Source organism: Paraburkholderia hiiakae, from assembly GCF_904848665.1.
Classification (GTDB): domain Bacteria; phylum Pseudomonadota; class Gammaproteobacteria; order Burkholderiales; family Burkholderiaceae; genus Paraburkholderia; species Paraburkholderia hiiakae.
In genome coordinates this window covers 240,627-261,785 of record NZ_CAJHCQ010000012.1, presented here as the reverse complement: position 1 = coordinate 261,785, position 21,159 = coordinate 240,627, and the positions used below count along the sequence as shown (strand labels likewise).

The 21,159-nt window shown below is 66.3% G+C and carries 22 protein-coding genes and 2 tRNA genes; 10 read left to right on the top strand and 14 right to left on the bottom strand.

Annotation, left to right across the window (positions count from 1 at the left end; genetic code table 11):
• Positions 1 to 385 (bottom strand): transposase (locus JMY28_RS23200; protein WP_201698235.1); only part of this gene is annotated, 385 nt, incomplete at its 3' end.
• A gap of 336 nt (positions 386 to 721) precedes the next feature.
• On the opposite strand from JMY28_RS23200, the gene JMY28_RS23195 reads away from it, so the two are divergent.
• The 3 genes from JMY28_RS23195 (at position 722) to JMY28_RS23185 (ending at position 2,656) form a co-directional block, all read left to right on the top strand.
• Positions 722 to 868, top strand: a complete 147-nt coding sequence (locus JMY28_RS23195; protein WP_201698234.1) for a hypothetical protein — start codon at positions 722 to 724, stop codon at positions 866 to 868.
• A 121-nt stretch (positions 869 to 989) separates the two neighbouring features.
• On the top strand, positions 990 to 2,027 hold the full coding sequence (locus JMY28_RS23190) for a GlxA family transcriptional regulator (protein WP_201698233.1): 1,038 nt from the start codon (positions 990 to 992) through the stop codon (positions 2,025 to 2,027).
• A gap of 125 nt (positions 2,028 to 2,152) precedes the next feature.
• Positions 2,153 to 2,656: an acyl-CoA thioesterase gene (locus JMY28_RS23185; protein ID WP_201698256.1), complete on the top strand. Its 504-nt coding sequence runs from the start codon at positions 2,153 to 2,155 to the stop codon at positions 2,654 to 2,656.
• Between the two features lie 93 nt (positions 2,657 to 2,749).
• Here JMY28_RS23185 and fumC read toward each other — a convergent pair whose 3' ends face one another.
• Positions 2,750 to 4,159: a class II fumarate hydratase gene (gene fumC / locus JMY28_RS23180; protein WP_201698232.1), complete on the bottom strand. Its 1,410-nt coding sequence runs from the start codon at positions 4,157 to 4,159 to the stop codon at positions 2,750 to 2,752.
• 71 nt (positions 4,160 to 4,230) lie between these two features.
• Between fumC and JMY28_RS23175 the strand changes: the two genes are divergently transcribed.
• Positions 4,231 to 4,368 (top strand): hypothetical protein, encoded by a 138-nt coding sequence (locus JMY28_RS23175; RefSeq protein ID WP_201698231.1) that lies wholly within the window; start codon positions 4,231 to 4,233, stop codon positions 4,366 to 4,368.
• Positions 4,369 to 4,422: 54 nt separating this feature from the next.
• On the opposite strand, the gene JMY28_RS23170 is transcribed toward JMY28_RS23175, so the two are convergent.
• The gene (locus JMY28_RS23170; RefSeq protein ID WP_201698255.1) at positions 4,423 to 6,054 is read right to left on the bottom strand and encodes a phospholipase D family protein; all 1,632 of its coding nucleotides are present in this window, start codon (positions 6,052 to 6,054) and stop codon (positions 4,423 to 4,425) included.
• Positions 6,055 to 6,310: 256 nt separating this feature from the next.
• On the opposite strand from JMY28_RS23170, the gene JMY28_RS23165 reads away from it, so the two are divergent.
• A complete protein-coding gene (locus tag JMY28_RS23165) occupies positions 6,311 to 6,697 on the top strand; it encodes a DUF2917 domain-containing protein (RefSeq protein WP_201698230.1) in 387 nt (128 codons plus the stop codon).
• Between the two features lie 39 nt (positions 6,698 to 6,736).
• Here the strand turns inward: JMY28_RS23165 and panS are convergent, their stop codons facing one another.
• The 3 genes from panS to JMY28_RS23150 form a co-directional block, all read right to left on the bottom strand.
• A complete protein-coding gene (gene panS, locus JMY28_RS23160; RefSeq protein ID WP_201698229.1) occupies positions 6,737 to 7,699 on the bottom strand; it encodes a ketopantoate/pantoate/pantothenate transporter PanS in 963 nt (320 codons plus the stop codon).
• 310 nt (positions 7,700 to 8,009) lie between these two features.
• The gene (locus tag JMY28_RS23155) at positions 8,010 to 9,419 is read right to left on the bottom strand and encodes an MATE family efflux transporter (RefSeq protein ID WP_201698228.1); all 1,410 of its coding nucleotides are present in this window, start codon (positions 9,417 to 9,419) and stop codon (positions 8,010 to 8,012) included.
• A 143-nt stretch (positions 9,420 to 9,562) separates the two neighbouring features.
• Positions 9,563 to 9,784, bottom strand: coding sequence for an RNA-binding S4 domain-containing protein (locus tag JMY28_RS23150; protein WP_201698227.1), 222 nt, complete (start codon positions 9,782 to 9,784; stop codon positions 9,563 to 9,565).
• A gap of 295 nt (positions 9,785 to 10,079) precedes the next feature.
• Here JMY28_RS23150 and JMY28_RS23145 point away from each other — a divergent pair, with 295 nt between their 5' ends.
• Both JMY28_RS23145 and JMY28_RS23140 read left to right on the top strand, forming a co-directional pair.
• Positions 10,080 to 10,616 carry a hypothetical protein gene (locus JMY28_RS23145; RefSeq protein ID WP_201698226.1) on the top strand — a complete coding sequence of 179 codons (537 nt, stop codon included), beginning with the start codon at positions 10,080 to 10,082 and terminating at the stop codon, positions 10,614 to 10,616.
• A gap of 160 nt (positions 10,617 to 10,776) precedes the next feature.
• The gene (locus JMY28_RS23140) at positions 10,777 to 13,035 is read left to right on the top strand and encodes an ATP-dependent helicase (RefSeq protein ID WP_201698225.1); all 2,259 of its coding nucleotides are present in this window, start codon (positions 10,777 to 10,779) and stop codon (positions 13,033 to 13,035) included.
• Positions 13,036 to 13,044: 9 nt separating this feature from the next.
• Here JMY28_RS23140 and JMY28_RS23135 read toward each other — a convergent pair whose 3' ends face one another.
• From JMY28_RS23135 to fdxA, 8 genes are all read right to left on the bottom strand, one after another.
• Positions 13,045 to 13,806 carry a DUF4088 family protein gene (locus JMY28_RS23135; RefSeq protein WP_201698224.1) on the bottom strand — a complete coding sequence of 254 codons (762 nt, stop codon included), beginning with the start codon at positions 13,804 to 13,806 and terminating at the stop codon, positions 13,045 to 13,047.
• Positions 13,807 to 13,940: 134 nt separating this feature from the next.
• On the bottom strand, positions 13,941 to 14,264 hold the full coding sequence (locus JMY28_RS23130; RefSeq protein WP_201698223.1) for an AzlD domain-containing protein: 324 nt from the start codon (positions 14,262 to 14,264) through the stop codon (positions 13,941 to 13,943).
• Positions 14,261 to 14,989 carry an AzlC family ABC transporter permease gene (locus JMY28_RS23125; protein WP_201698254.1) on the bottom strand — a complete coding sequence of 243 codons (729 nt, stop codon included), beginning with the start codon at positions 14,987 to 14,989 and terminating at the stop codon, positions 14,261 to 14,263. Before JMY28_RS23125 ends, JMY28_RS23130 begins: the two co-directional genes overlap by 4 nt.
• A gap of 138 nt (positions 14,990 to 15,127) precedes the next feature.
• Entirely contained in the window at positions 15,128 to 16,063 is a 936-nt protein-coding gene (locus tag JMY28_RS23120; protein WP_201698222.1) for an AraC family transcriptional regulator, read from the bottom strand.
• A gap of 28 nt (positions 16,064 to 16,091) precedes the next feature.
• On the bottom strand, positions 16,092 to 16,583 hold the full coding sequence (locus JMY28_RS23115; RefSeq protein ID WP_201698221.1) for a CreA family protein: 492 nt from the start codon (positions 16,581 to 16,583) through the stop codon (positions 16,092 to 16,094).
• A 166-nt stretch (positions 16,584 to 16,749) separates the two neighbouring features.
• Positions 16,750 to 16,825: transfer RNA gene (locus JMY28_RS23110), tRNA-Asn, on the bottom strand.
• An 82-nt stretch (positions 16,826 to 16,907) separates the two neighbouring features.
• A tRNA-Asn gene (locus JMY28_RS23105) sits at positions 16,908 to 16,983 on the bottom strand.
• 143 nt (positions 16,984 to 17,126) lie between these two features.
• Positions 17,127 to 17,450, bottom strand: a complete 324-nt coding sequence (gene fdxA / locus JMY28_RS23100) for a ferredoxin FdxA (protein ID WP_028206706.1) — start codon at positions 17,448 to 17,450, stop codon at positions 17,127 to 17,129.
• 326 nt (positions 17,451 to 17,776) lie between these two features.
• Here fdxA and pncB point away from each other — a divergent pair, with 326 nt between their 5' ends.
• From pncB to JMY28_RS23085, 3 genes are all read left to right on the top strand, one after another.
• Positions 17,777 to 18,979 carry a nicotinate phosphoribosyltransferase gene (pncB, locus tag JMY28_RS23095; protein WP_201698220.1) on the top strand — a complete coding sequence of 401 codons (1,203 nt, stop codon included), beginning with the start codon at positions 17,777 to 17,779 and terminating at the stop codon, positions 18,977 to 18,979.
• A gap of 81 nt (positions 18,980 to 19,060) precedes the next feature.
• On the top strand, positions 19,061 to 19,723 hold the full coding sequence (locus JMY28_RS23090) for a LutC/YkgG family protein (protein WP_201698219.1): 663 nt from the start codon (positions 19,061 to 19,063) through the stop codon (positions 19,721 to 19,723).
• The gene (locus JMY28_RS23085; RefSeq protein WP_201698218.1) at positions 19,713 to 21,149 is read left to right on the top strand and encodes a sodium:proton antiporter; all 1,437 of its coding nucleotides are present in this window, start codon (positions 19,713 to 19,715) and stop codon (positions 21,147 to 21,149) included. Before JMY28_RS23090 ends, JMY28_RS23085 begins: the two co-directional genes overlap by 11 nt.
• The last annotated feature ends 10 nt before the right edge of the window (positions 21,150 to 21,159 follow it).

The following is a 21,159-nucleotide window of genomic DNA, read 5'->3' as shown; positions in this document are numbered from 1 at the left end:
TCAACTGCTCACGCACGCGGTGCAACGTCAGCACGCTTTGCTGAGCTTCGCTCTTGACAGCGACAAAGCGCATCTCCGGACGTTGCGCCGCCTCCCAGATCGCCTGGGCATGGGCGACATCCGTCTTGTTGCGCTTCACGAACGGTCTGACAAAGTGCGCGGCAATTAACCTCACCTCGTGCCCCAGCGCCACCAACTGCCGGGCCCAGTAATGCGCGCTGCCGCATGCCTCCATGGCGACTATCGCCGGTGCCCGATTCGCGAAGAACGAGCGCAGCTCGACCCGCTTCAGTTTCAGCCTTCCGACTTCGCCTGTTTCCATGTCGACCCAGTGAATCTGGAACACTCGCTTTGCCAAGTCCACGCCGAATGTCGTAGTCTTCATTTCGAGCCCTCCTTACCCTGTGTGGTCGTTTCAACACCACCACTTTGGCACTCTGATGCCGTCCGGGTACAGCGAGGGCTCCGCCGTTTCTACTGCCCCTGCAACCCGACGCGAGAGGGAGGCGTCCATACCATCTCCATCATGGCTTGCGATGGCGGCGGATTTCGCCCACACCGTTACTTTAGCGAAATGGCGCATTCGACGTTTCAGTCTGCAGTGAAGTGTCGATTGCGGCCGCTCGATGGGGCGCCGCGTCGCACACACGGCGGTACGTACTGCGGCGTGTAGGAGCGCGGCGCTAAAATCGTTTATTCACGCAAACGGCTTGCTCCCTTTATGAAACGCTTTCTGGCTCTTTTTGCCGCCGCCGCGCTCGCCGCCTTGTGCGCCGCCTGTGCAGGCGGTTCCACGCCGTCGTCGAGCAGCGCGAGCGGCATCACGATGTACGGCACGATCGACGAAGGCATCACGTTCCATAAGTGAGCGGTCAGGCGCTCCTGTAGTCGCTGGGGACCGGCTGGCAGGATTTGATGTCACTTTGACCAGACTGCCAAGGGCGTGCGTGCGATCATGCGGACAGTTCGTCAGCATCGAGTTCGCCGCCATGCCGTCTCAGCCGTCCATCCCTGCCGCTGCACGCCACGTCGTCTTCGCCGTCGCGCCCGAGCTCGTGCTGCTCGACGCCTGCGGCCCCGTCGAGGCATTCTGGCGCGCCGAGCTGGCAATGCGCGCAGCAAGCGGCACGCGTGGTGGTACAAGCGGCGCCGAGCCTTGCGCCTACCGCACGACGCTCGCATCGGTCGCTGGCGGCGTGCTGCCGACCTTCGCGGGCATGCCCATCGTCACCGAGCGGCTCGACACGCTCGACCCCGCCACGATCGACACGCTGATCGTGCCCGGCGTCCCCATCGACGACACCACTGCGCTGCAACCCGAACTCGTCGCCTGGATCGCGGCGGCCGCGCCGCACGCGCGCCGCGTCGCGTCGGTCTGCACGGGCGCGTTCTATCTCGCCGGCGCGGGTCTGCTCGACGGCCGCCGCGCCGCCACGCACTGGCGCAACGCGTCCCAGCTCGCGCGGCGTTTTCCCCGCGTCGAAGTCGATCCCGAGCCGATCTTCATCCGCGACGAGCGCGACGGCCGGGTGGTCTGGACGTCGGCGGGCGTGACGGCGGGCATCGATCTCGCGCTCGCGCTGATCGAAGAAGACTGCGGCCATGCGGTCGCGATGCAGGCGGCGCGCCGCCTCGTCGTGTTCATGAAGCGGCCCGGCGGCCAGTCGCAGTTCAGCGAGGCGCTTGCGGCGCAAGCCACTGCGGGCGGGGAGTTCGACGCGCTGCACGGCTGGATGGCCGCCAACCTGCACGGCGAGCTGAGCGTCGAGCGCCTGGCCGAAGAAGCGCGCATGAGCCCGCGTACCTTTGCGCGCCGCTATGTCGACGCGGTGGGGCGCACGCCGGCGCGCACGGTCGCGGCGATGCGCGTGGAGGCCGCCGCGCACGCGCTCGCGCAGTCGCGCCGGCCGCTCAAGCGTATTGCGGCCGATTGCGGCTTTGGCACCGAGCAGAATCTGCGGCGCGCGTTCGAGCGGTGCTACGGCGTGCTGCCGCTCGACTATCGGGCGCGATTCGCGGCGAGCTAGAACAATCGCAGATGGCGTTTCGCAGGCGGCTGCGACTGTCTGCCTTATTGCACTCGTATAATCGACGCCTCCCTACCCCACAATCCGAGCCGCCGTACGCGGTAATCGCCATGAGCCAAGCCGAGATGAAGACGCCTACCCAGCCGCTGGACCGTTCGGAAACGACGTTCCGGTTCCTCGCCGAGCCGACTTCGGTGAACTTCGGCGGCAAAGTGCACGGCGGTGCGCTGATGAAATGGATCGACGAGACGGCGTATGCGTGTGCCGCGGTCTGGTCCGGCCGCTATTGCGTGACGGTGAGCGTGGGCAACATCCGCTTTCGCCGGCCGATTCTCGTCGGCAACATGGTCGAGCTGCGCGCGCGCGTGGTCGCCACGGGCCGCACGTCGATGCACATTCACATCACCGTGCACGCCGGCGACCCGAAGAGCGGCCAGCTGCGCCTCACCACGGACTGCCTGATCGTGTTCGTGGCCGTCGACGAAAACGGCAACCCGATTCCCGTGCCGACCTACGTGCCGGAAACGGACGAGCAGAAGCGCCTCGCGAAATACGCGCTCGACGTGAAGGAAGCGCTCGACGCGATCGTCGAACTCAAGCCCGAGGAAGTGGCGAAAGGGCAGATTTGATACGCACGCGCGCCGTAGCGGCAGCATGAAAAAACGGGCGGCGAAGGTGTGACCCTCGCCGCCCGTTGTGCATTTCAGCCCTTCGAATAAGGCTTATTTCTTCGCGTTGCCTACCATCTCGCCGGGCTTCACCCACTCGTCGAACTGCTGCTCGGTCACGTGGCCGAGCGCGAGTGCGGCGGCTTTGAGCGTGGTGCCTTCCTTGTGCGCCTTCTTGGCGATCTGCGCGGCCTTGTCGTAGCCGATGTGCGGATTGAGCGCCGTCACGAGCATGAGCGACTCGTTGAGCAGCGTGTCGATGCGCGAGCGGTTGGGTTCGATCCCCACCGCGCAGTGATCGTTGAAGCTGAGCGCGCCGTCCGCGAGCATGCGGATGGACTGCAGCACGTTGTGCGCGATCATCGGGCGGAACACGTTCAGTTCGAAGTTGCCGCTCGCGCCGCCCATGTTCACGGCCACGTCGTTGCCGAACACCTGGCAACAGAGCATCGTCACTGCTTCGGACTGCGTAGGGTTCACTTTGCCCGGCATGATCGAACTGCCCGGCTCGTTCTCGGGAATCGACAATTCCCCCAAACCGCAGCGCGGGCCGCTTGCGAGCCAGCGAATGTCGTTGGCGATCTTCATGAGGCTCGCGGCCACGGTCTTCAGCGCCCCGTGCGCGAACACGAGCGCGTCGGCGGCGGCCATCACTTCGAACTTGTTGGGCGCGGTGACGAAGGGCACGCCCGTGAGCTTCGCGATGCTTTGCGCCACTTTCTGCGCGAACTGCGGATGCGCGTTCAGGCCGGTGCCCACGGCCGTGCCGCCCTGCGCGAGTTCGTAGAGATGCGGCAATGAAGATTCCACGTGCTTGATGCCGTGATCGAGCTGCGCGACATAGCCCGAGAACTCCTGGCCCAGCGTGAGCGGCGTGGCGTCCTGCAGGTGCGTGCGGCCGATCTTCACGATGTCGGCAAAGGCCTTTGCCTTGGTGTCGAGCGTATCGCGCAGCGTCTTGAGCGCCGGCAGCAAATGCTTGACGATGCCGTAGGCGGCAGCCACGTGCATTGCGGTCGGGAACACGTCGTTGGAGGACTGGCCGCGGTTGACGTCGTCGTTCGGATGCACCTTGCGCGCCTCGCCGCGCTCGCCGCCCAGAATCTCGCTCGCGCGGTTCGCAATCACCTCGTTGAGGTTCATGTTGGTCTGCGTGCCCGAGCCCGTTTGCCACACGGCGAGCGGGAACTCGCCGGGATGCTTGCCCGCGATGATCTCGTCGGCGGCCTGCATGATCGCGTTCGCTTTGGTCTCGTCGAGCACGCCTAGCGAGAGATTCACTTCGGCAGCGGCGTGCTTGATCGTCGCGAGCGCGGTGATCAGCTCCGGCGACTGCTTTTCGGTGGAGATGCGAAAGTTCTGCAGGGATCGCTGCGTTTGCGCGCCCCAAAGCTGATGGGCGGGCACGGCGATCTCGCCGAACGTGTCGCGCTCCATGCGGACGTTTTCGTTGCTTGCGGTCATTTGATACTCCGGTGATTGAGGCGGCGCCTTCCGCTCGCGCTGTTTGTAGTGCGTGCGAGGGCGCCGCTTTCGTGACGGGTTCGGATCCGCGTGGTGGCTGGGCTGCGGCGGCGCTGCGCCTCGCGCTTGCGCGGCCGCAGCGAAGGCGCGACGCTCATGGCGATGACGACGGCTTCGCGGCTGGCTCGACGGCGGACGATACGACGTAAATTAAGCGATCTACGTTTTGCGCGGCCGATAGCGACGTCGTGGGCGCAGGCGCTTCACAGCTGGCTATCGACCGGCAACAGCAAGAATAGCCCGGTTAGGACATTTCTGTAGAAACCCGCACCAGGGTCGAGGTTGTAGGTGCGGATCATGCCGTTCTCCTCGTCGGTCCAGACGAGCGGCGAGTTGACCGGCATGCCCTGGAGCTGCGCCAGTTGCGCGGGCGTTGCGAGCGTCACGTGGTAGCTCACCTGCGGCGAGGTCGCACGCTTGAACAGGTCGGCGACTTCGTGCGCGATCGGTGGACTCTCCACGGTGAGCGCAAGCTCGGTGTTCAGGCGCGCCGAGCGCGGGTCGAGATTGAGCGAGCCGATCACGAGCGTGCTGTCGTCGATCACGTAGGCCTTGGCGTGCAGGCTCGCGCGTGAGCGCGAACCGACCACGCCGAAGCGCCGCTGGTCGGTGTGCTCCGGCTGCTGCGGCTTGAACTCGTAGAGCTCGGCGCCGGCCTCGAGCAGCGGCACGCGGTAAGGGCTGTAGCCGGCCTGTACCGCGACGGCGTCAGTGGCGGCGAGCGAATTGGTGAGGATCGCCACGCGCACGCCGTGTGAAGTGAGCGCGCGGATGGTCTGCACGCCCGTGTCGTGCGGTACGAAGTACGGCGAGAACACGAGCACGCTGCTTTGTGCTTGATGAATGCGCTCGAGCAGCGCGCGCATGGCGTCGCCCAACTCGCCTTTCTCGCTGCCCGCGATCTTGCCGGGCGAGTCGGCGACGAACTCCCATTTCGCCCAGACGAGCCCGAGCGTGTTGCCCGCGACTTGCTGCGCAAGCGGCGTGGCGTTGAGCGGTTTGGCGTTGTAGGGCTCGGCGCTTTCGAGCCAGTGCTTGCGCAGGTCGTCGCGCGCGGTGTCGAGATCGTGCGCGTCGAACTTCTGATGATTGAGCACGCTCAAGGGGTACGAGATCGAACTGTTCCAGTACTCGTCGAAGCTTGCCGAGATGCTTTGCGCGACCGGCCCGGCCGTAAGCACGTCGAGGTCGCGGAAGTCGAGCGTCGGGCTTGCGTTGAAGTACTCGTCGCCGAGATTGCGACCGCCGACGATCGCCATCTCGTTGTCGACGATCGTCGCCTTGTTGTGCATGCGCCGCGTGAACTGGTCGACGTTCGAGAAGAAGTTGCGCGTGCGCAGGTACATCGACTCGCTCGTGGTGCCGTAAGGATTGAACACGCGGACCTGGATGTTCGGATGGCTGTTGAGCGCGGCCATCAGGCGGTCGATGTCGTGGAAATTCAGGTCGTCTACCAGCATGCGCACGCGCACGCCGCGATCGGCCGCATAGAGCGCCGCGCCTAGCAGCAGCTTGCCGGTGGTGTCCTCGTTGGCGATGTAGTACTGCATGTCGAGCGTCTTCGTCGCCGCGCGCGCGAGCGCGACGCGCATCTGCAGCGAGTCCGGGCCGGTCGCGAGCAGGCGAAAGCCCGATTCGCCCGGGTGCGCGGCTTCGGGCGCGGCGAGCGCGGCGCCAAGCGGCGTGGCGCTGGCTTGCGAGGCCGGCAGCGCCGCGCTCGTCTGGCGCGGGTAGTCGGTGGCGGGCGGGCGCGTCGCGCAGCCGGCAACCAGCGCGAGGCACACGAGCGCGAAGACAGCGAAGGGCGCGCGCAGCGAGGGGTAAGGCGTGCTCACGCTCCGCGTGACGGCTTCGAATGGGGCGGGATGCGCGGGCAAACGGATTCTCCATGGCGGCACGCCGCGTGTTGGTTCGTTTTCATTGCACGGCTTCGCGAGGATTCTACGGGAAGCCGCCCGCCGGGCTTGCGGCGGCGAGCACGCTGTCTGAGCAATTTTCGGGCCGTACTGCGCAGACGTTTCAGCGCGGCCGGAAATGTCTGCAGCGCTTGCGGCGCGACACTGCGCGCATCTTGAACGACGGGAGAGCGCAATGAGAGCAGGAACCCGCGTGGGTACCCGCGCAGACTTCGCGGATGCGTTTGCGCTGTGGGTGCCGTGTGGCGCCTGCCGCGCGATTCATGTGGCGCGGGGCGGCGTGGTGATGGCGCTCGAAGGCCGCGTCTGGATGACGGTCGAGGGCGACGCCGAGGACTACTGGCTCCAACCGGGCGAAGCGCTGCCCCTCGCGCCCGGCGAGCGGGCGCGCATTAGTGGTTGGCGGGAGGGGGTGCGCTTCGAAGTGCGCTGCGAGCTGGAGCCTCTGGCTCCACCGCACAAGTGGCGCTTCGCGCAACTGCGAGCATGGCTCCATGCAAGGCCGGCGCTACGCAGGCTGGCGTGGTCGCGGAACCGCGCACCGCAGGAGCGTGTGGCGTAAGCGCTGGAACCCTGGCCCGGCGCTCGGCCACCGTTTGGATCAACCGCGCTCGGGCGACGCGTTCGCGGCGCCTGGCGCACTGCGCGTGCTGCCGCGCGCCGGCTTGCCGGCCCAGTAGCCCGCGAGCACCGAGCCTGACAGGTTGTGCCACACCGAGAACAGCGCGCCCGGGAGGGCCGCGAGCGGCGAGAAGTAGAGTTTGCCGAGCGTCGCGGCGAGCCCCGAGTTCTGCATGCCCACTTCGATGGCGAGTGTGCGGCACACCGACTCGTCGAAGCCGAGCAAACGCCCGCCCCAGTAGCCGCCGAGCAGGCCGATGCCGTTGTGCAGCACCACGCCGAGCGCGACGAGCGGACCGACCGTGGCGATGCTTGCATGCGTGCCGCCCACCACGGCGGCAATGATCGCGAGGATCGACACCATGGAGACGAGCGGCAACACCGGCTCCACACGGCGCACGAGGCCGCCCGCAAGGCGATTCACGACGAGGCCGATCAGGATCGGCAGTCCGACGATCTGCAGGATGCTCATGAGCATGCCGCGCACGTCGACGACGATCGAGGCATCGACATAAAGGCGCGTGAGGAGCGGCGTCGCGAACACGCCGACCAGGGTGGAAAGCGCGCTGATCGTCACCGAAAGCGCGACGTCACCGCGCGCGAGATAGATCATCACGTTGGATGCCGTGCCGCTCGCCACACTGCCCACGAGCACCATGCCTGCCGTGAGATCGGGCGGCATGTGCAGCACCTTGGCGATCGCCCAGGCGGCGAGCGGCATGACGAGGTAGTGCAGGAAGATGCCTGCCGCGACCGGCGCCGGTCGCGTGAAGACGCGCTGGAAGTCGGCGAACGAGAGCGTGACGCCCATCGCCAGCATGATGATCATCAGGAGCGTCGTCACGTGCGGCGCGATCGGGGCGACCAGGCCCGGATCGAAGTAGGCCAGCAATGAAACGAGGACGGCCCAGAGCGGGAAGAGTCGGGTAATCGGGGCAAGCATGAAAGGGTGGTCCGTGAGTGGGTTCGTTCTATGTCGTGGCGCGGGAGGCTTCAGCGCTCACGCGCTCTGGGCGCGTGCGCTGGTGGTCGCGCTGTTGCGTCGCGCTCTTGCGTCGGATCGTGGCGTGGCGTCGATGCGGGCGACCCGACCGCTGCGCGCGTGGCAAGCGTAGCCGGGGTGGCCGGCGGCGCTCGGTGGGCGCAGCTGTCTCCAAACTGTTCTTGCCCTCGTGGGACGGACGCCGCTCGCGGCGCCAGGCGCGTATTTTAACCGGTCGCGCTGGTATGGCCCGGCCGGTTAAGTGAACGTTTCAGCCAGCGCGGCTCGCCGCGGCGGCGTGAGCCTGTGCGCGCCGGCTCATACGGTGAAAGCGCCACGTCATGAGCACGGCGACAGTGGTGAGCCCGGCCGCCAGCCCCCACCAGAGCCCGAGCGCGCCGAGCCCGAAGCGGAACGCGAGCGCGTAGCCCAGCGGAAAGCCGATGCCCCAGTAGCCGAGCGTCGCCGCGAGCATCGGCACGCGCGTGTCTTTCAGGCCGCGCAGGCAGCCCGAACCGACGGTCTGCGCGCCGTCGACGATCTGGAAGATCGCCGCGACGCCGAGCAGCGTGGCCGCGAGCGAGACCGTGTGCGCGTTGGCAGGGTCGTCGAGGTGCAGGTAGAGCCCGACGATCCAGTGCGGCGCGAGCACCATCACGAGCGCCGAGAGCGACATGAAGCCAACGCCGAGCCCGAGCGCGACGAAGCCCGCATGGCGGGCCGCACGCGGCACGCCGGCGCCAGACCAGTAGCCCACGCGCACGTTTGCCGCCTGACCGATCGCGAGCGGCACCATGAAGGTGACGGAGGCCACGTTCAGGGCGATCTGGTGCGCCGCGAGGGGCGTTTCGCCGAGCAGGCCCGCGAGCAGACCGGTGGCGAGAAAGAGCGTCGCCTCGACCGCATAGGTGATCGCAACCGGCCAGCCGATCGTGAAGAGTTCGCCCATCAGCGGCGCCGTAGGCCGGCGCGCAACGACGAAATGCTGGTGTGAAGGCCGCAGGTGGAGCAGCGCCATCAACACGAACGCGGTGAGCCAAACGGTGATCGTGGTGGCCACCGCCGAGCCGAGAAAGCCCATGCGCGGCAGGCTCCACGCACCGTGGATCAGCCCGTAGTTGAGAAAGCCGTTGATGAACACGCACGCAATCGACACCCACAGGAGGCGCCGCGCCGCGCCAATGGCGGGCAGGAACGAGCGCATGAGCCCAACACCGATGAGGCTGGCGGGAGCGCCCCAGCGCAGCACGGCCGTGTATTCGCCGATGTGATGCGCGAGCAGCGTCGGCTCTCCGAGCGCCCGCAGGATCGGCTCGGCGTAGGAGAGCAGCGCGAACGCCGGCACCGAGAGCAGCAGGGACAACGCGAAACCGGCCCAGTAGATGTGCGGCACGTGGCTTTCGTTGTCGGCGCCGCGCGCCTGCGCGACGCTCACGCTCACCGAGGTCAGCACACCTTGCAGCACGGTCACCACCACGAAGAACATGTTCGCGCCAAGGCCGCCAGCGGCGAGCGCGTCGGCGCCGAGCGAGCCTAGCAGCACGGTGTCGGTCACGCTCATCGCCATCTGCGAGAGCTGGGCGATCGCGAGCGGGCCGGCGAGGCGTGCGGTGTCGGCGGCATGGCGGCGCAGCGTGGGCGGCGCCGCAACGGCGCGTCGGGAAAGCGTAGTTCGAGTCATGAAAAACAAGCGGCGCGAAAAGCGCGCCGCGCGGCAGGGTTCGTCTGTCAAAACTGAAAGCTTATTGCGAGACAGCGACCTTGTCGATCCAGATGCTCAAATCTGGTGCATAGCTGGCGCGTGCGGGCAAGTTCCGGCGTGGTTCACTCGTGCGCCTTGATGGCTATGCGCGTGTCGCCCAGCAGCACGGCCTGGCCCGCGCGGACCTTGCACGTCTTGCGCAGCTCGACTTCGCCGTCCACCTTCACCGCGCCCGAGGCGACGATCTGTTTGGCCGAGCCGCCGCTGTCGGCGAGTCCGGTGATCTTCAGGAGGTTGTGCAGTTCGACGTAGTCGCCGGTCAGTGTGAAATCGAGGTTGGGCATGGCGGATCGGAATTCGAAGGGCGTGCGGCAAGCGCGCGAAGGGTGAGCATCATAAGCGATGGCGGCCTCCGCGGCGTCCGTCACATCTCGGGGCCAGATGTTATGAATTCGTCAGCAATTGAAACGTTGAGTAACGTCGCGGGACCCCACAGCGATCTTCACACCAAAATGGTTTCACCCGGATCGACAGCGCCGCCCAAGTTTGCACGGAGCGGCTCCATCGAGCGGGGGCGCGGCTCTGGCGGGGTTGCCCGCTGCAAAAGCGCCTTCGGAACCACTGCAAAGAGGATACGCCATGACCCAGATTCGCAAGCTGCTCACTGCTACCGCCGCTTTTGCCACCGTGACCACTGCCGCCGTATTTGCGCAGGGTGCGTATGCACAAACTGCGGAACAAAACGCGGCCCCGGGCGCTGCACCGGCCGGCGAAGCCCCCACGATGGCGCCTTCTGGCGCGCCGGCCATGGCGCCGGGTGCCGCGCCAGGTCAAATGCCAGGCCAGATGACTGGCCAGGCGCCGGCCCACGCACCGGCGGCCGCCGGGATCGCGCAACCCGCGCCCGCGCCGCAAGCCCTGAGCGCCCCGCAATCCGCCGACCCGCTGGTGCAAAAGCGCAACGCGAACGCCGCGGCGAATGCCGAATACCGCAGCGCGAAGAAGTCGGCAAACGCCGAATACAGCGACGCGAAGAAGCAGGCGAAGTCGCAGTACAAGGCGCAGGTGAAGGACGCGCAGATCAACCACAAGGCCGACCGTCAGGCCAACGATTCGGAAATGAAGGATCAGATGAACGGCATGTCGGCGCAGCAGCAGGGCGGCCAGTCGCAATAACCGCAATGTCGCGCGGCTGATGCAGGCGGCGCTGACCTTGTTGGCAGGTCTACGAGCGGCGGCGTCCGGCAACGGACGCCGCCGCTTCGCTTGATGGCGCCGGCGCGCATTGCGTGGCGAACCGTGCCGCAGCGTTGTCGTTAAATCTCGCCAGATCGCCATGGAATCAGGCGCTTGCGGATGCGGGGTGTATGGATATACAGTATGCGTCGCTTCCTTCCGATTCGCCACGTTCATCGTCCCAGCGCCCGCCGTGTCCACTGTTTCCGTTGCCGATTCCTCCGTCTCCGATGCCAGCCAGGCGCGCGCCGACGCGGCCAATGCCGTTTCCGCATGGCTCGCGAAACTCAACGACGCGCAGCGCGAGGCCGTCGAGCATGGCGGCGAAGCGGGCTACGCGCCGGGCTCGGCGCTGCCGGGCCCGCTGCTCGTGATCGCGGGCGCCGGGTCGGGCAAGACCAATACGCTCGCTCACCGCGTCGCGCATTTGATCGCCAATGGCGCCGACCCGCACCGCATCCTGCTGCTCACGTTCTCGCGGCGCGCCGCGCAGGAAATGACGAGGCGCGTGGCGCGCATCGCCGCCAGCGCGCCAGGCGCGGCCGCAGTGCTCGCGCAAGGGCTCAGCTGGGCGGGCACCTTTCACGGCGTAGGCGCACGGTTGTTGCGCGAGTACGCGGATCACATCGGCCTTTCGCCGGCGTTCACGATCAACGACCGCGAAGATTCCGCCGATCTCATGAATCTCGTGCGCCACGAGCTGGGATTCTCGGCGAAGGAAAAGCGCTTCCCCTCGAAATCGACCTGCCTCGCGATCTACTCGCGCGCGGTCAACACGGGCGACTCGCTCGCCCATGTGCTCAACCGCTCGTTCTCGTGGTGCCTCGAATGGGAGCCGCAACTGCGCGCGCTGTTCGCGGCCTACGTGGATGCCAAGCAGAAGCAGAACGTCCTCGACTATGACGACCTGCTGCTCTACTGGGCGCACATGGCTGCGGAGCCCGCCATCGCGGCCGATCTCGCCGGCCGCTTCGATCACATCCTCGTCGACGAATACCAGGACACCAACCGCCTGCAGGCCTCGATCCTGCTCGCGCTCAAGCCCGACGGGCGTGGCCTGACCGTGGTCGGCGACGACGCCCAGGCGATCTACTCGTTTCGCGGCGCGACGGTGCGCAATATTCTCGACTTCCCGGCGCAGTTCGATCCGCCCGCGCGCCAGGTGACGCTCGAGCGCAACTACCGTTCGACGGCGCCGATCCTCGCAGCCTCGAACGCCGTGATCGACGCCGCCGCCGAGCGCTTCACCAAGAACTTGTGGACCGAGCGCCCCTCGCAGCAGCGCCCGCGCCTCGTCACGGTGGCCGATGAGGCAACCCAGGCGCGCTACGTCGTCGAGCAGATTCTCGAGGCGCGTGAAGCGGGCATGAAGCTCAAGCAGCAGGCCGTGCTGTTTCGCGCGGCGCACCACAGCGCCACGCTCGAAATCGAACTGGCGCGGCGCAATATCCCGTTCGTTAAGTTCGGCGGACTGCGATTTCTCGACGCTGCGCACGTGAAGGATGTGCTGGCGGTGCTGCGCTGGGCCGAGAATCCGCTTGATCGCGTGGCGGGGTTTCGCGTGACGCAATTGCTGCCGGGCGTCGGGCCCGCCAACGCCGCGCGCCTGCTCGACCAGGTGGCCGCGTGCACGGGCGCGTATCGCGCCGCCGAGGCGCTCGCCGCCTTCGCGCCGCCGCCGCGCGCGGCCGAGGATTGGCCGGCGTTCGCCTCGCTCATCGACAGCCTCTCCATGCGCTCGACGCCGTGGCCCGCCGAGTTCGAGCGCGTGCGGCGCTGGTACGAGCCGCACCTCGAGCGCAACCACGAGGACGCCCAGGTGCGGCTCGCCGATTTGCTGCAAATGGAGAGCATTGCGAGCACTTACGCCTCGCGCGAGCGTTTTCTCACCGAACTCACACTGGATCCGCCCGACGCCACGAGCGCCGAATCCGCCGATCCGTTGCTCGACGAAGACTATCTGATCCTCTCGACGATCCATTCGGCGAAAGGGCAGGAGTGGCGCAACGTGTTTGTGCTCAATGGCGTGGACGGCTGCATCCCGTCCGATCTCGGCGCGGGCAGCGACGAGGAGCTGGAGGAGGAGCGGCGGCTGCTCTACGTGGCGATGACGCGCGCGAAAGAGGATCTGCACATCGTCGTGCCGCAGCGTTTTTACGTGCACAACCAGGTGGCGTCGGGCGACCGGCACGTGTGGGCCTCGCGCACGCGCTTCATCGCCACGCCCATGCTGCCGCTATTCGAATCGCGCGCATGGCCGCCCGCGCCCGTGGCGAGCGCGCCGAGCGCGACGGGACTCGCCGCCGCCGCGCAGGCGAAGGTCGAGATCGCCGCGAAGCTCAGGAGGATGTGGGACTAAGAGGCGCGCTCAGCGCTTCTGCTCGCGCGCGGTGCCGTGCTGGGGCGGCATGAAGAAGTTGCGCATCCACGCGGCCAGGCGCGTGAAGACGTCGTCGGGCTCCTCGACGAAAATCTCGGGCTTGAGCAGGCGCAGATATTCCATGATCTGTTGCGCTTCCTGCTTCTGGAACACGCCATGCGTGACGCCGAGCCTCAGCAGCCCGCGCAGCTCACCCAAACGCTCGCGCGCAGCGCTCCCGCTAGCCTGTTCACAGCCGATCTTCGCTTCGTACACACGCTGACGCAGCGACTCGGTGAGCCGCCACGCGGGCGTCTGCATCGACTCTTCGAGCGCCTGGATGTCCTGCACGCCCGACTTGATCTGCGCGGCCAGCGGATCGACCAGCGTGTCGTCGCCCTGGGCTTCGCTCACGATGGCCGCCGCCCAGTCGCGGCACTGCTTCGAGAGTTCGTCCGGTGTCCATTCGGGCCGCGACGCGAAGCCGAAACCGAATTCGCCCGCCTGGCGCATCAGGATCGAGACGACCTCGGGGAACTCCTTGTCGAGCGTGCGCTTGGCCCACGCGTACTGGCCGCCTTGCAGGATCCGCTGGACGGCGTGCTCCGTGAGCGGCGTCATGTTGTCGAGCAGCTTCGCGCGCAGGTAATCCTCGAATTCCGGCGTGGCGAACTGCGGGTCGAGTTTGAGCGAGACGCGCAGGAACGCGTCGAAATCCTTGCGCAGCGACGCAAGCGTTTCATCCTTCAGGTTGAGGGTGATATGCCCCATTGTGGTTGCCCCGGTGTAATCCTTAGCGCTTCTCGCGTGCTCTCGCCATTCGAGCATTGGCCTGCCAGAGCAGGCCTTGACGGGTTTAACGGCGCGCCGGGGTGAAACTTGAGCGTAAGGGGCGAGGGCCGCCTCTAGCGCAGGACGACGCCTTGCCAGACGAAGAACACGCCGAGCCCGACCGCGATGGTGAGGAGCGGTCGCTTCGTGAGCGCGCTGACGACAATTGCCGCGAGCGCGCCAACGAGCTGCGGATTGCGCCAGGTCAGCTCGGCGCCCTGGCCGTGGGGCGAGACCGCCATCGGCACGATGATGGCCGTGAGCACGGTGACGGGCACGAAGCCGAGCGCGGTGCGCACGAGCGGTGGGAACACCAGCTGGTCGCCGAGCACGAATACCGCGGTGCGAATGACCAGGGTGATGAGGGCCATGCCCAGAATCAGGACGATGTAGTTCATTGCCCGGCTCCTGCGGTGCGTTGGACGTTGGTGGGCTTGCGGGAAGACTCGCTGCCGGCGCGTGCGCCGCGCGAGGAACCCGGGCGCGAGAGAACGACGCCCACGACCACGCCCGCGAACACGGCGCCGAGCAGCCCGAGCTTGTACGGCCAGCCCTGCCAGAAAAAGGCGAGCGCGCCCGCGGTCGCGGCGGCCGCGAGGTAGCGCAAGGCAACTAACTGCGGCACGACGATGGCGATGAAGGTCGCGACCATCGCGAAGTCGAGGCCGAGTGACTGCAGGCCCGGGAACGCCGCGCCGAACAGCAGGCCGGCCGCGGTCCAGAGTTGCCAGTTCAGGTACATCGAGACCCCGGAACCGAGGAAATGCCATGGCGAGACGTCGTCGCCGGGCGGATGGCGTCGGAAATGCGCCCACGCGACGGCGAAGACTTCGTCGGTGAGCAGGCCGCCCAGCACGAGGCGCCAGCGCAGCGGCAGGTGCGAGACATAAGGCGCGAGCGTCGCGCTGTAGAGCACGTGCCGCAGGTTCACGATGAAGGTGGTAGCAAGAATCACCGCGAAGCTCGCGTGCGAGGCGATCAGCCCGAGCGCGATGAACTGCGCGGAGCCGGCGAACACGGCGAGCGACATGAACTGGCCGTGCCAGAGCGAAAGCGGGCCCGAGGTGACGAGCGTGCCGAAGATCACGCCGAAGGGCGCGGCGCCGATCATCATGGGGATCATGTCGCGCGCGCCGGCGATGAATTCGGTGAAGCGATTGGGATGCGTGGTCAAACTGTCCTCCTGATACAAGGGGACAGCATAACGGGCGCCTGCGCGGGTGGCTTGTACGTTCTTGCGGCGCGAGCCGGGCCGGCGCGCTCAGGACGACTGCCAGCGCCCCGGCGGCACGCCGAACATACGCCGAAAGTGCCGCGTGAAATGGCTTTGGTCGGTGAAGCCGCTCGCCGCGGCGACATCGGCCACCGTGGCGCCTTCGCGCAGCGGACCGAGCGCGCGTTGCAGGCGCAACTGCGTGCGCCAGGCGTGCGGCGGCAGCCCGGTCGCCTGCGTGAAGAGCCGCGTGGCGTGAAACGGCGAGAGGCCGACCGCCTGGGCAAGATCGGCCACGCGCAACGGCATGCTGAGATCGGCGGCGAGGATCGCCTTCATCGTTTCCACGCGCGGATCGTTCGGGCCGTGCTTGAGCGCCGCCTCGCGCGTGCGGCCGTAGCGCGTGAGCAGCGTCGAGAGCGCGTCGAGCAGTGCGCCTTCCACAGCGAGCAGATCTGAACACGGCGCTGAGCACGGCGCACCGGAAGGCGCCGCAAGCGCCGCCACGCCAGCCACGCCGCCGCTTGCGCCGGATTCCGGTACGGCTGCGGCGCGCCGCCAGTCGGCGTCGGCTTCCAGCAGCCGGTGCGCGCGCGAGAGCCGATGCGCGAGATCGAGATCGTGGATCACCTCGGTGTCGAACCACGGCAGCGGCTGCGCGCGGCCCGCGATTTCGCCGGCGAACTCATGCAGGAAGTCGATCGGGACGTACATCACCCGATAGCTCCAGCCTTCCTCGGCGGCGCGCGAGCCCGTGTGCAACTCGCCGGGATTGATGACCGGCACGCTGCCCGTTTCGGCGACATGCTGCGCGCCGCGATAGCGATAGCATTCGGCGCCGCCTTCGATCACAGGGATCGTGTAGGCCTCGTGCCAGTGGGGCGCGAACGTATGTTCGTTGTATTCGGCCGTGACGAGATCCGCGCCGGGCAGAAGCGGCGTGCGCCAGTAGCGTGCGGAATCTCGAAAACGGGCGTCGGTCATGGTGGAGGATCCTGCTCGGATCCCCAGTTTAGCGCAGCGGAATGGTCGTGCCAGCCGGCACCGGTACGGCCGTGATGCTGTTCTTGGCGCTGCCGCTCACCACCCGGTCGCTGTAGGTCAGATACACGAGCGCGTTGCGCTTCGCGTCGACCACGCGCACGACGTGCAGCGTCTTGAAGAGGAGTGACATGCGCTCGTTGAAGACGTCGGCCTGCTGTTTGAGCGGACCCGCGAACGAGATCGGCGCGACCTGCCGGCACGCGATGGACGCCTCCGTCGGATCTTCCGCAATGCCGAGCGTGCCCTTCACGCCGCCCGTGCGGGCGCGGGAGACGTAGCAGGTGACGCCTTGCACCTGCGGATCGTCGTAGGCCTCGACGACGACCTTGTCGGAACCGGTGACGCGGAAGTTGGTGTTCACGCTGCCGATCTGTTCGGCGTGGGCGGCGGCCAGGGCGAAGAGGCTCGCGCAGGCGAGAAGCGCTCGCGTGGGGCGAATGGCAAGGCGGGTGGCTTTCATGCGGATTCCCGAAGATGACGAAGCGACATTATCGGGGAGGGTGGGGGATGTCAGGGCGAGACGGCGAAGACATTCTGGTGCACTAACAGTGCAGCCTCGCTGCGCGCGCAACACGCGCAGCAAAAGAAAAAGGGGTTGCGTGCAAACACGCAACCCCTCGATATTTTGGCTCCCCGACCTGGGCTCGAACCAGGGACCTACGGATTAACAGTCCGGCGCTCTACCGACTGAGCTATCGGGGAACAGCAATACAGCTACAACTCTTTACGTCATAAAAAAACCCGCTGTGCGTTGTGATCAACACAAACGGGCTTTTGCGAATCTTGGCTCCCCGACCTGGGCTCGAACCAGGGACCTACGGATTAACAGTCCGGCGCTCTACCGACTGAGCTATCGGGGATCAACAAAAGCAGAGAACGAGATTCTATGGGGACTGGCTTGGCCTGTCAATACCCTGTCGCTATCTCTTTAATGGCAATCCGCTGCGCAAGGGGCTGTCCGCGTAGGCGACGGGGGACACCCCGACAAGCGGTCACCGTGCGATTAGCGAGCGAGAAGCGCGAGCTTGTCCTTCACGTCCTTGAATTCGTCGGCTTCCGGCAGCGGGGCCTTGGTCTTGGTGATGCTCGGCCAGCCCTTCGCGAGGTCGGCGTTCAGCTCGATGAACGATTGCTGGTCGCCAGGCACGTCTTCCTCAGCGTAAATGGCGTTCACCGGGCATTCGGCAACGCACACGGCGCAGTCGATGCACTCGTCCGGGTCGATCGCGAGGAAGTTGGGACCTTCGCGAAAGCAGTCCACCGGGCACACATCGACGCAGTCGGTATAGCGGCACTTGATGCAGCTTTCGGTCACAACGTGAGTCATTCAGGCAACTCCTGCAAGCTTTTTGTATCGGGGGATGGCGGTTCGCCAAAGGCGCTATTGTAACTGATGAGGAATTACCCCAGCCACGGGCCCGCAACCGTCCTTATATCGTTTCGTGATTAGTTTATAAGATGGGGTGATCCGCAACGTTTTACCCCTTGCGCGCAAGGGGACGTGCCGGCGGGCACGCTGGGCGCACAGGCATTCGGGTAACATGGGCGCACCGCTGGCGTCCGCCGTCCGGAGCCGCTGCGAGGCATCTGCCGTGCAGCGAGTCCGGTTCCTGCTTCGCGGGCGCTATCCGATTGCAGTCCGGCTGGCCCATCATGATCATTACTTCGCTGCTCGATACCGATCTCTACAAATTCACGATGATGCAGGTGGTGCTGCATCATTTCCCCGCGGCCAATGTGGAATATCGTTTCCGCTGCCGCACGCCGAAAGTCGACCTCGTGCCCTACGTCGACGAGATCCGCAGCGAGATCCAGAAGCTCTGCAGGCTGCGCTTCGCCGAGACCGAACTCGAATACCTGCGCAAGATGCGCTTCATCAAGAGCGACTTCATCGACTTTCTCGCGCTCTTTCACCTGAACGAAAAGTACATCTCGGTCACGCCGTCGCCCAAGGGCAATGGCGAGATCGACATCGAGATCAAGGGGCCGTGGCTGCACACGATCCTCTTCGAGATCCCGGTGCTCGCCATCGTCAACGAGGTGTATTTCCGCAACACGCAGCATCATCCGCAGTACGAGGAGGGGCGCGAGCGCCTGCGCCACAAGATCGAGCTGCTCGGCGCGAAACCCGAATTCGCCGACTGCAAGATCGCCGACTACGGTACGCGCCGCCGTTTCTCCAAACGCTGGCACGAAGAAGTCATCCTCACGCTCAAGGACGATCTCGGTGAGCAATTCACCGGCACGAGCAACGTCTACTACGCGATGAAGCACAACCTCACGCCGCTCGGCACGATGGCGCACGAATATTTGCAGGCGTGCCAGGCGCTCGGGCCGCGTCTGCGCGACTCGCAGATCTTCGGCTTCGAGATGTGGGCGAAGGAATATCGCGGCGACCTTGGCATCGCGCTCTCGGATGTCTACGGCATGCGGGCCTTCCTGCGGGATTTCGACATGTACTTCTGCAAGCTCTTCGACGGCGCGCGGCACGATTCGGGCGATCCGTTCGAGTGGGGCGAGCGCTTGCTCAAGCACTACGAGGACAACCGCTGCGACCCGCGCACGAAGACGATGATCTTCTCGGACGCGCTCGACATTCCCAAGGTGCTGCGCCTGTACGAGCGTTTCGGCGAGCGCTGCCGCCTCGCGTTCGGCGTGGGCACGAACCTCACCAACGACCTCGGCTATCAGCCGCTGCAGATCGTCATCAAGATGGTTCGCTGCAACGGTCAGCCCGTCGCCAAACTCTCCGATTCGCCGGGCAAGAACATGTGTGACGACAAGGCGTATCTCGCCTATCTGCGCCAGGTGTTCGGCATCGAGCAGCCCGTGGAAGAAGAGTGCGCGGGCAAATAAGCGCACACGAAACCCGCAAATCGCAAGGCGACGCCCCGGTATAATCGGCGCGTCGCCTTTCTTCATCTGACGAGGACGTTCATGGACACGACGGCCGCCCGCCGCAGCATACTCGCGCGCATTCGCGCGGCGCAGGGACGTGAGGCTACGCCCGCGGCGCACGAGCGGGAAGCCGTGGCCGACTACATCGCGCGTCATCCCGAAGGTCCGCGCCCACCGCTGGAAGGCGACCTTGCCGCGCGCTTCGTTGGCGAGGCACGCAAGATGGCGAGCACCGTCGACGAAGTCCAGCAACTGGCTGACGTGCCCGCCGCCGCGCAACGTTATCTCGCTGAGCGCAGCCTGCCGATGCAGGCTGTCGCGTGGCAAACGCTCGAAACATTCGACTGGGCCGGCGCAGGCCTCGCCGTTCAATTCCGCAAGCCCGAAGACCGCGACCTCGTCGGACTCACGGGATGCTTTTGCGCCACGGCTGAAACCGGCACGCTGGTGCTGCTCTCCAGCCCGCAAACCTGGGCTTCGGGCGCGCTGCTGCCCGAAACGCACATCGCCGTCGTGCCCGCTTCGCGCATCGTCGCGGGCCACGAGGACGCCTTCGCGCTCATGCGCGCCGAACGCGGAGAACTGCCGCGCGCGGTCAATTTCGTTTCGGGGCCTTCGCGCACCGGCGACATCGAGCAGACCATCATTCTCGGCGCGCACGGGCCGTATCGCGTGCATGTGATCGTCGTGCATGGCGCGTAAGCGCAACGCGGCGAGCGCTTGCGCGGGAACGCTCTTCGCCGCGCTCTCGCTGTTCAGCACGAACGCAAGCGCTGCGACATTCGACGGCGCATCGCTCAGCGCCGCCTGGGCGCTGCCTTTTGCCGGCATGCTCTTCTCGATCGCGTTCTTCCCCATGTTCGCGGCTACGTTCTGGCATCACCACTTCGGCAAGATCTCGGCAGCCTGGGCGCTGGCCTTCCTGCTGCCGTTTGCGGCCACGCATGGTTTTGGCGCGATGTATCCGCTCCTCGTGCACGCCGTGGTCGACGAATATCTTCCGTTCATCGTGTTGCTCGGCGCGCTCTACACGATCGCGGGCGGCATCTGCGTGTATGGGAATTTGCGTGGCTCGCCGCGCATGAATACGTCGATCCTCGCGCTAGGCACCGTGCTCGCGAGCGTGATGGGCACGACGGGCGCGGCGATGCTGCTGATCCGGCCGCTCCTGCGCGCCAACGACAACCGCCGGCACAATGTGCACGTGGTCGTGTTTTTCATCTTTCTCGTCGCGAACGCGGGCGGCCTGCTCACACCGCTCGGCGACCCGCCGCTTTTCCTCGGCTTCCTGAACGGTGTGGGATTCTTCTGGACTGCGCAGCATCTCGCGTGGCCGATGCTGTTCGTCTGCGGCGTGCTGCTCGCGGTGTTTTACGCGCTCGATAGCTGGTACTTCAGCCGCGCCGGGGAAGTGCGCGCCGCCTCGCTCGACCCGACGCCGGAGACGCGCGCGCTCTCCATCGGTGGCAAGGCGAATTTCGCGCTGCTCGCGCTGCTCATCGCGCTCGTGCTGATGAGCGGCATATGGCGTCCGGGTATCGCCTTCGAAGTCGCGGGCGCTCATTTGCAGGTGCAGAACCTCGTGCGCGATGCGGGACTCGTTGCGCTCGCACTCATTTCGCTCGCGTTCACGTCGAAGACGGCGCGCGCCGACAACGGTTTCGAGTGGGCGCCGATCGTCGAGGTGGCCAAGCTCTTCGCGGGCATTTTCGTGACGATCGCGCCGGTCATCGCGATACTGCGCGCGGGCGAGGCGGGCGCATTCGCCGCGCTGATCCGCTTCGTGAACGACGCACCGGGCCGCCCCAACGAAGCGATGTACTTCTGGGCGACGGGTCTGCTCTCGTCGTTTCTCGACAACGCGCCCACGTACCTCGTGTTCTTCAATCTCGCGGGCGGCGACGCCAATGCGCTCATGTCAGGCGGCGCGAAAACGCTCGCCGCGATTTCGGCGGGCGCCGTGTGGATGGGCGCGCTCACCTATATCGGCAACGCCCCGAACTTCATGGTGAAGGCGATCGCGCAGTCGCGTGGTGTGCGCATGCCGGGCTTCTTCGGCTATCTTGGCTGGTCGGGCGTGCTGCTTGCGCCGGTCTTTCTCGCGGCCACCTGGCTCTTTTTCGTCTAGCCGTAAAGCC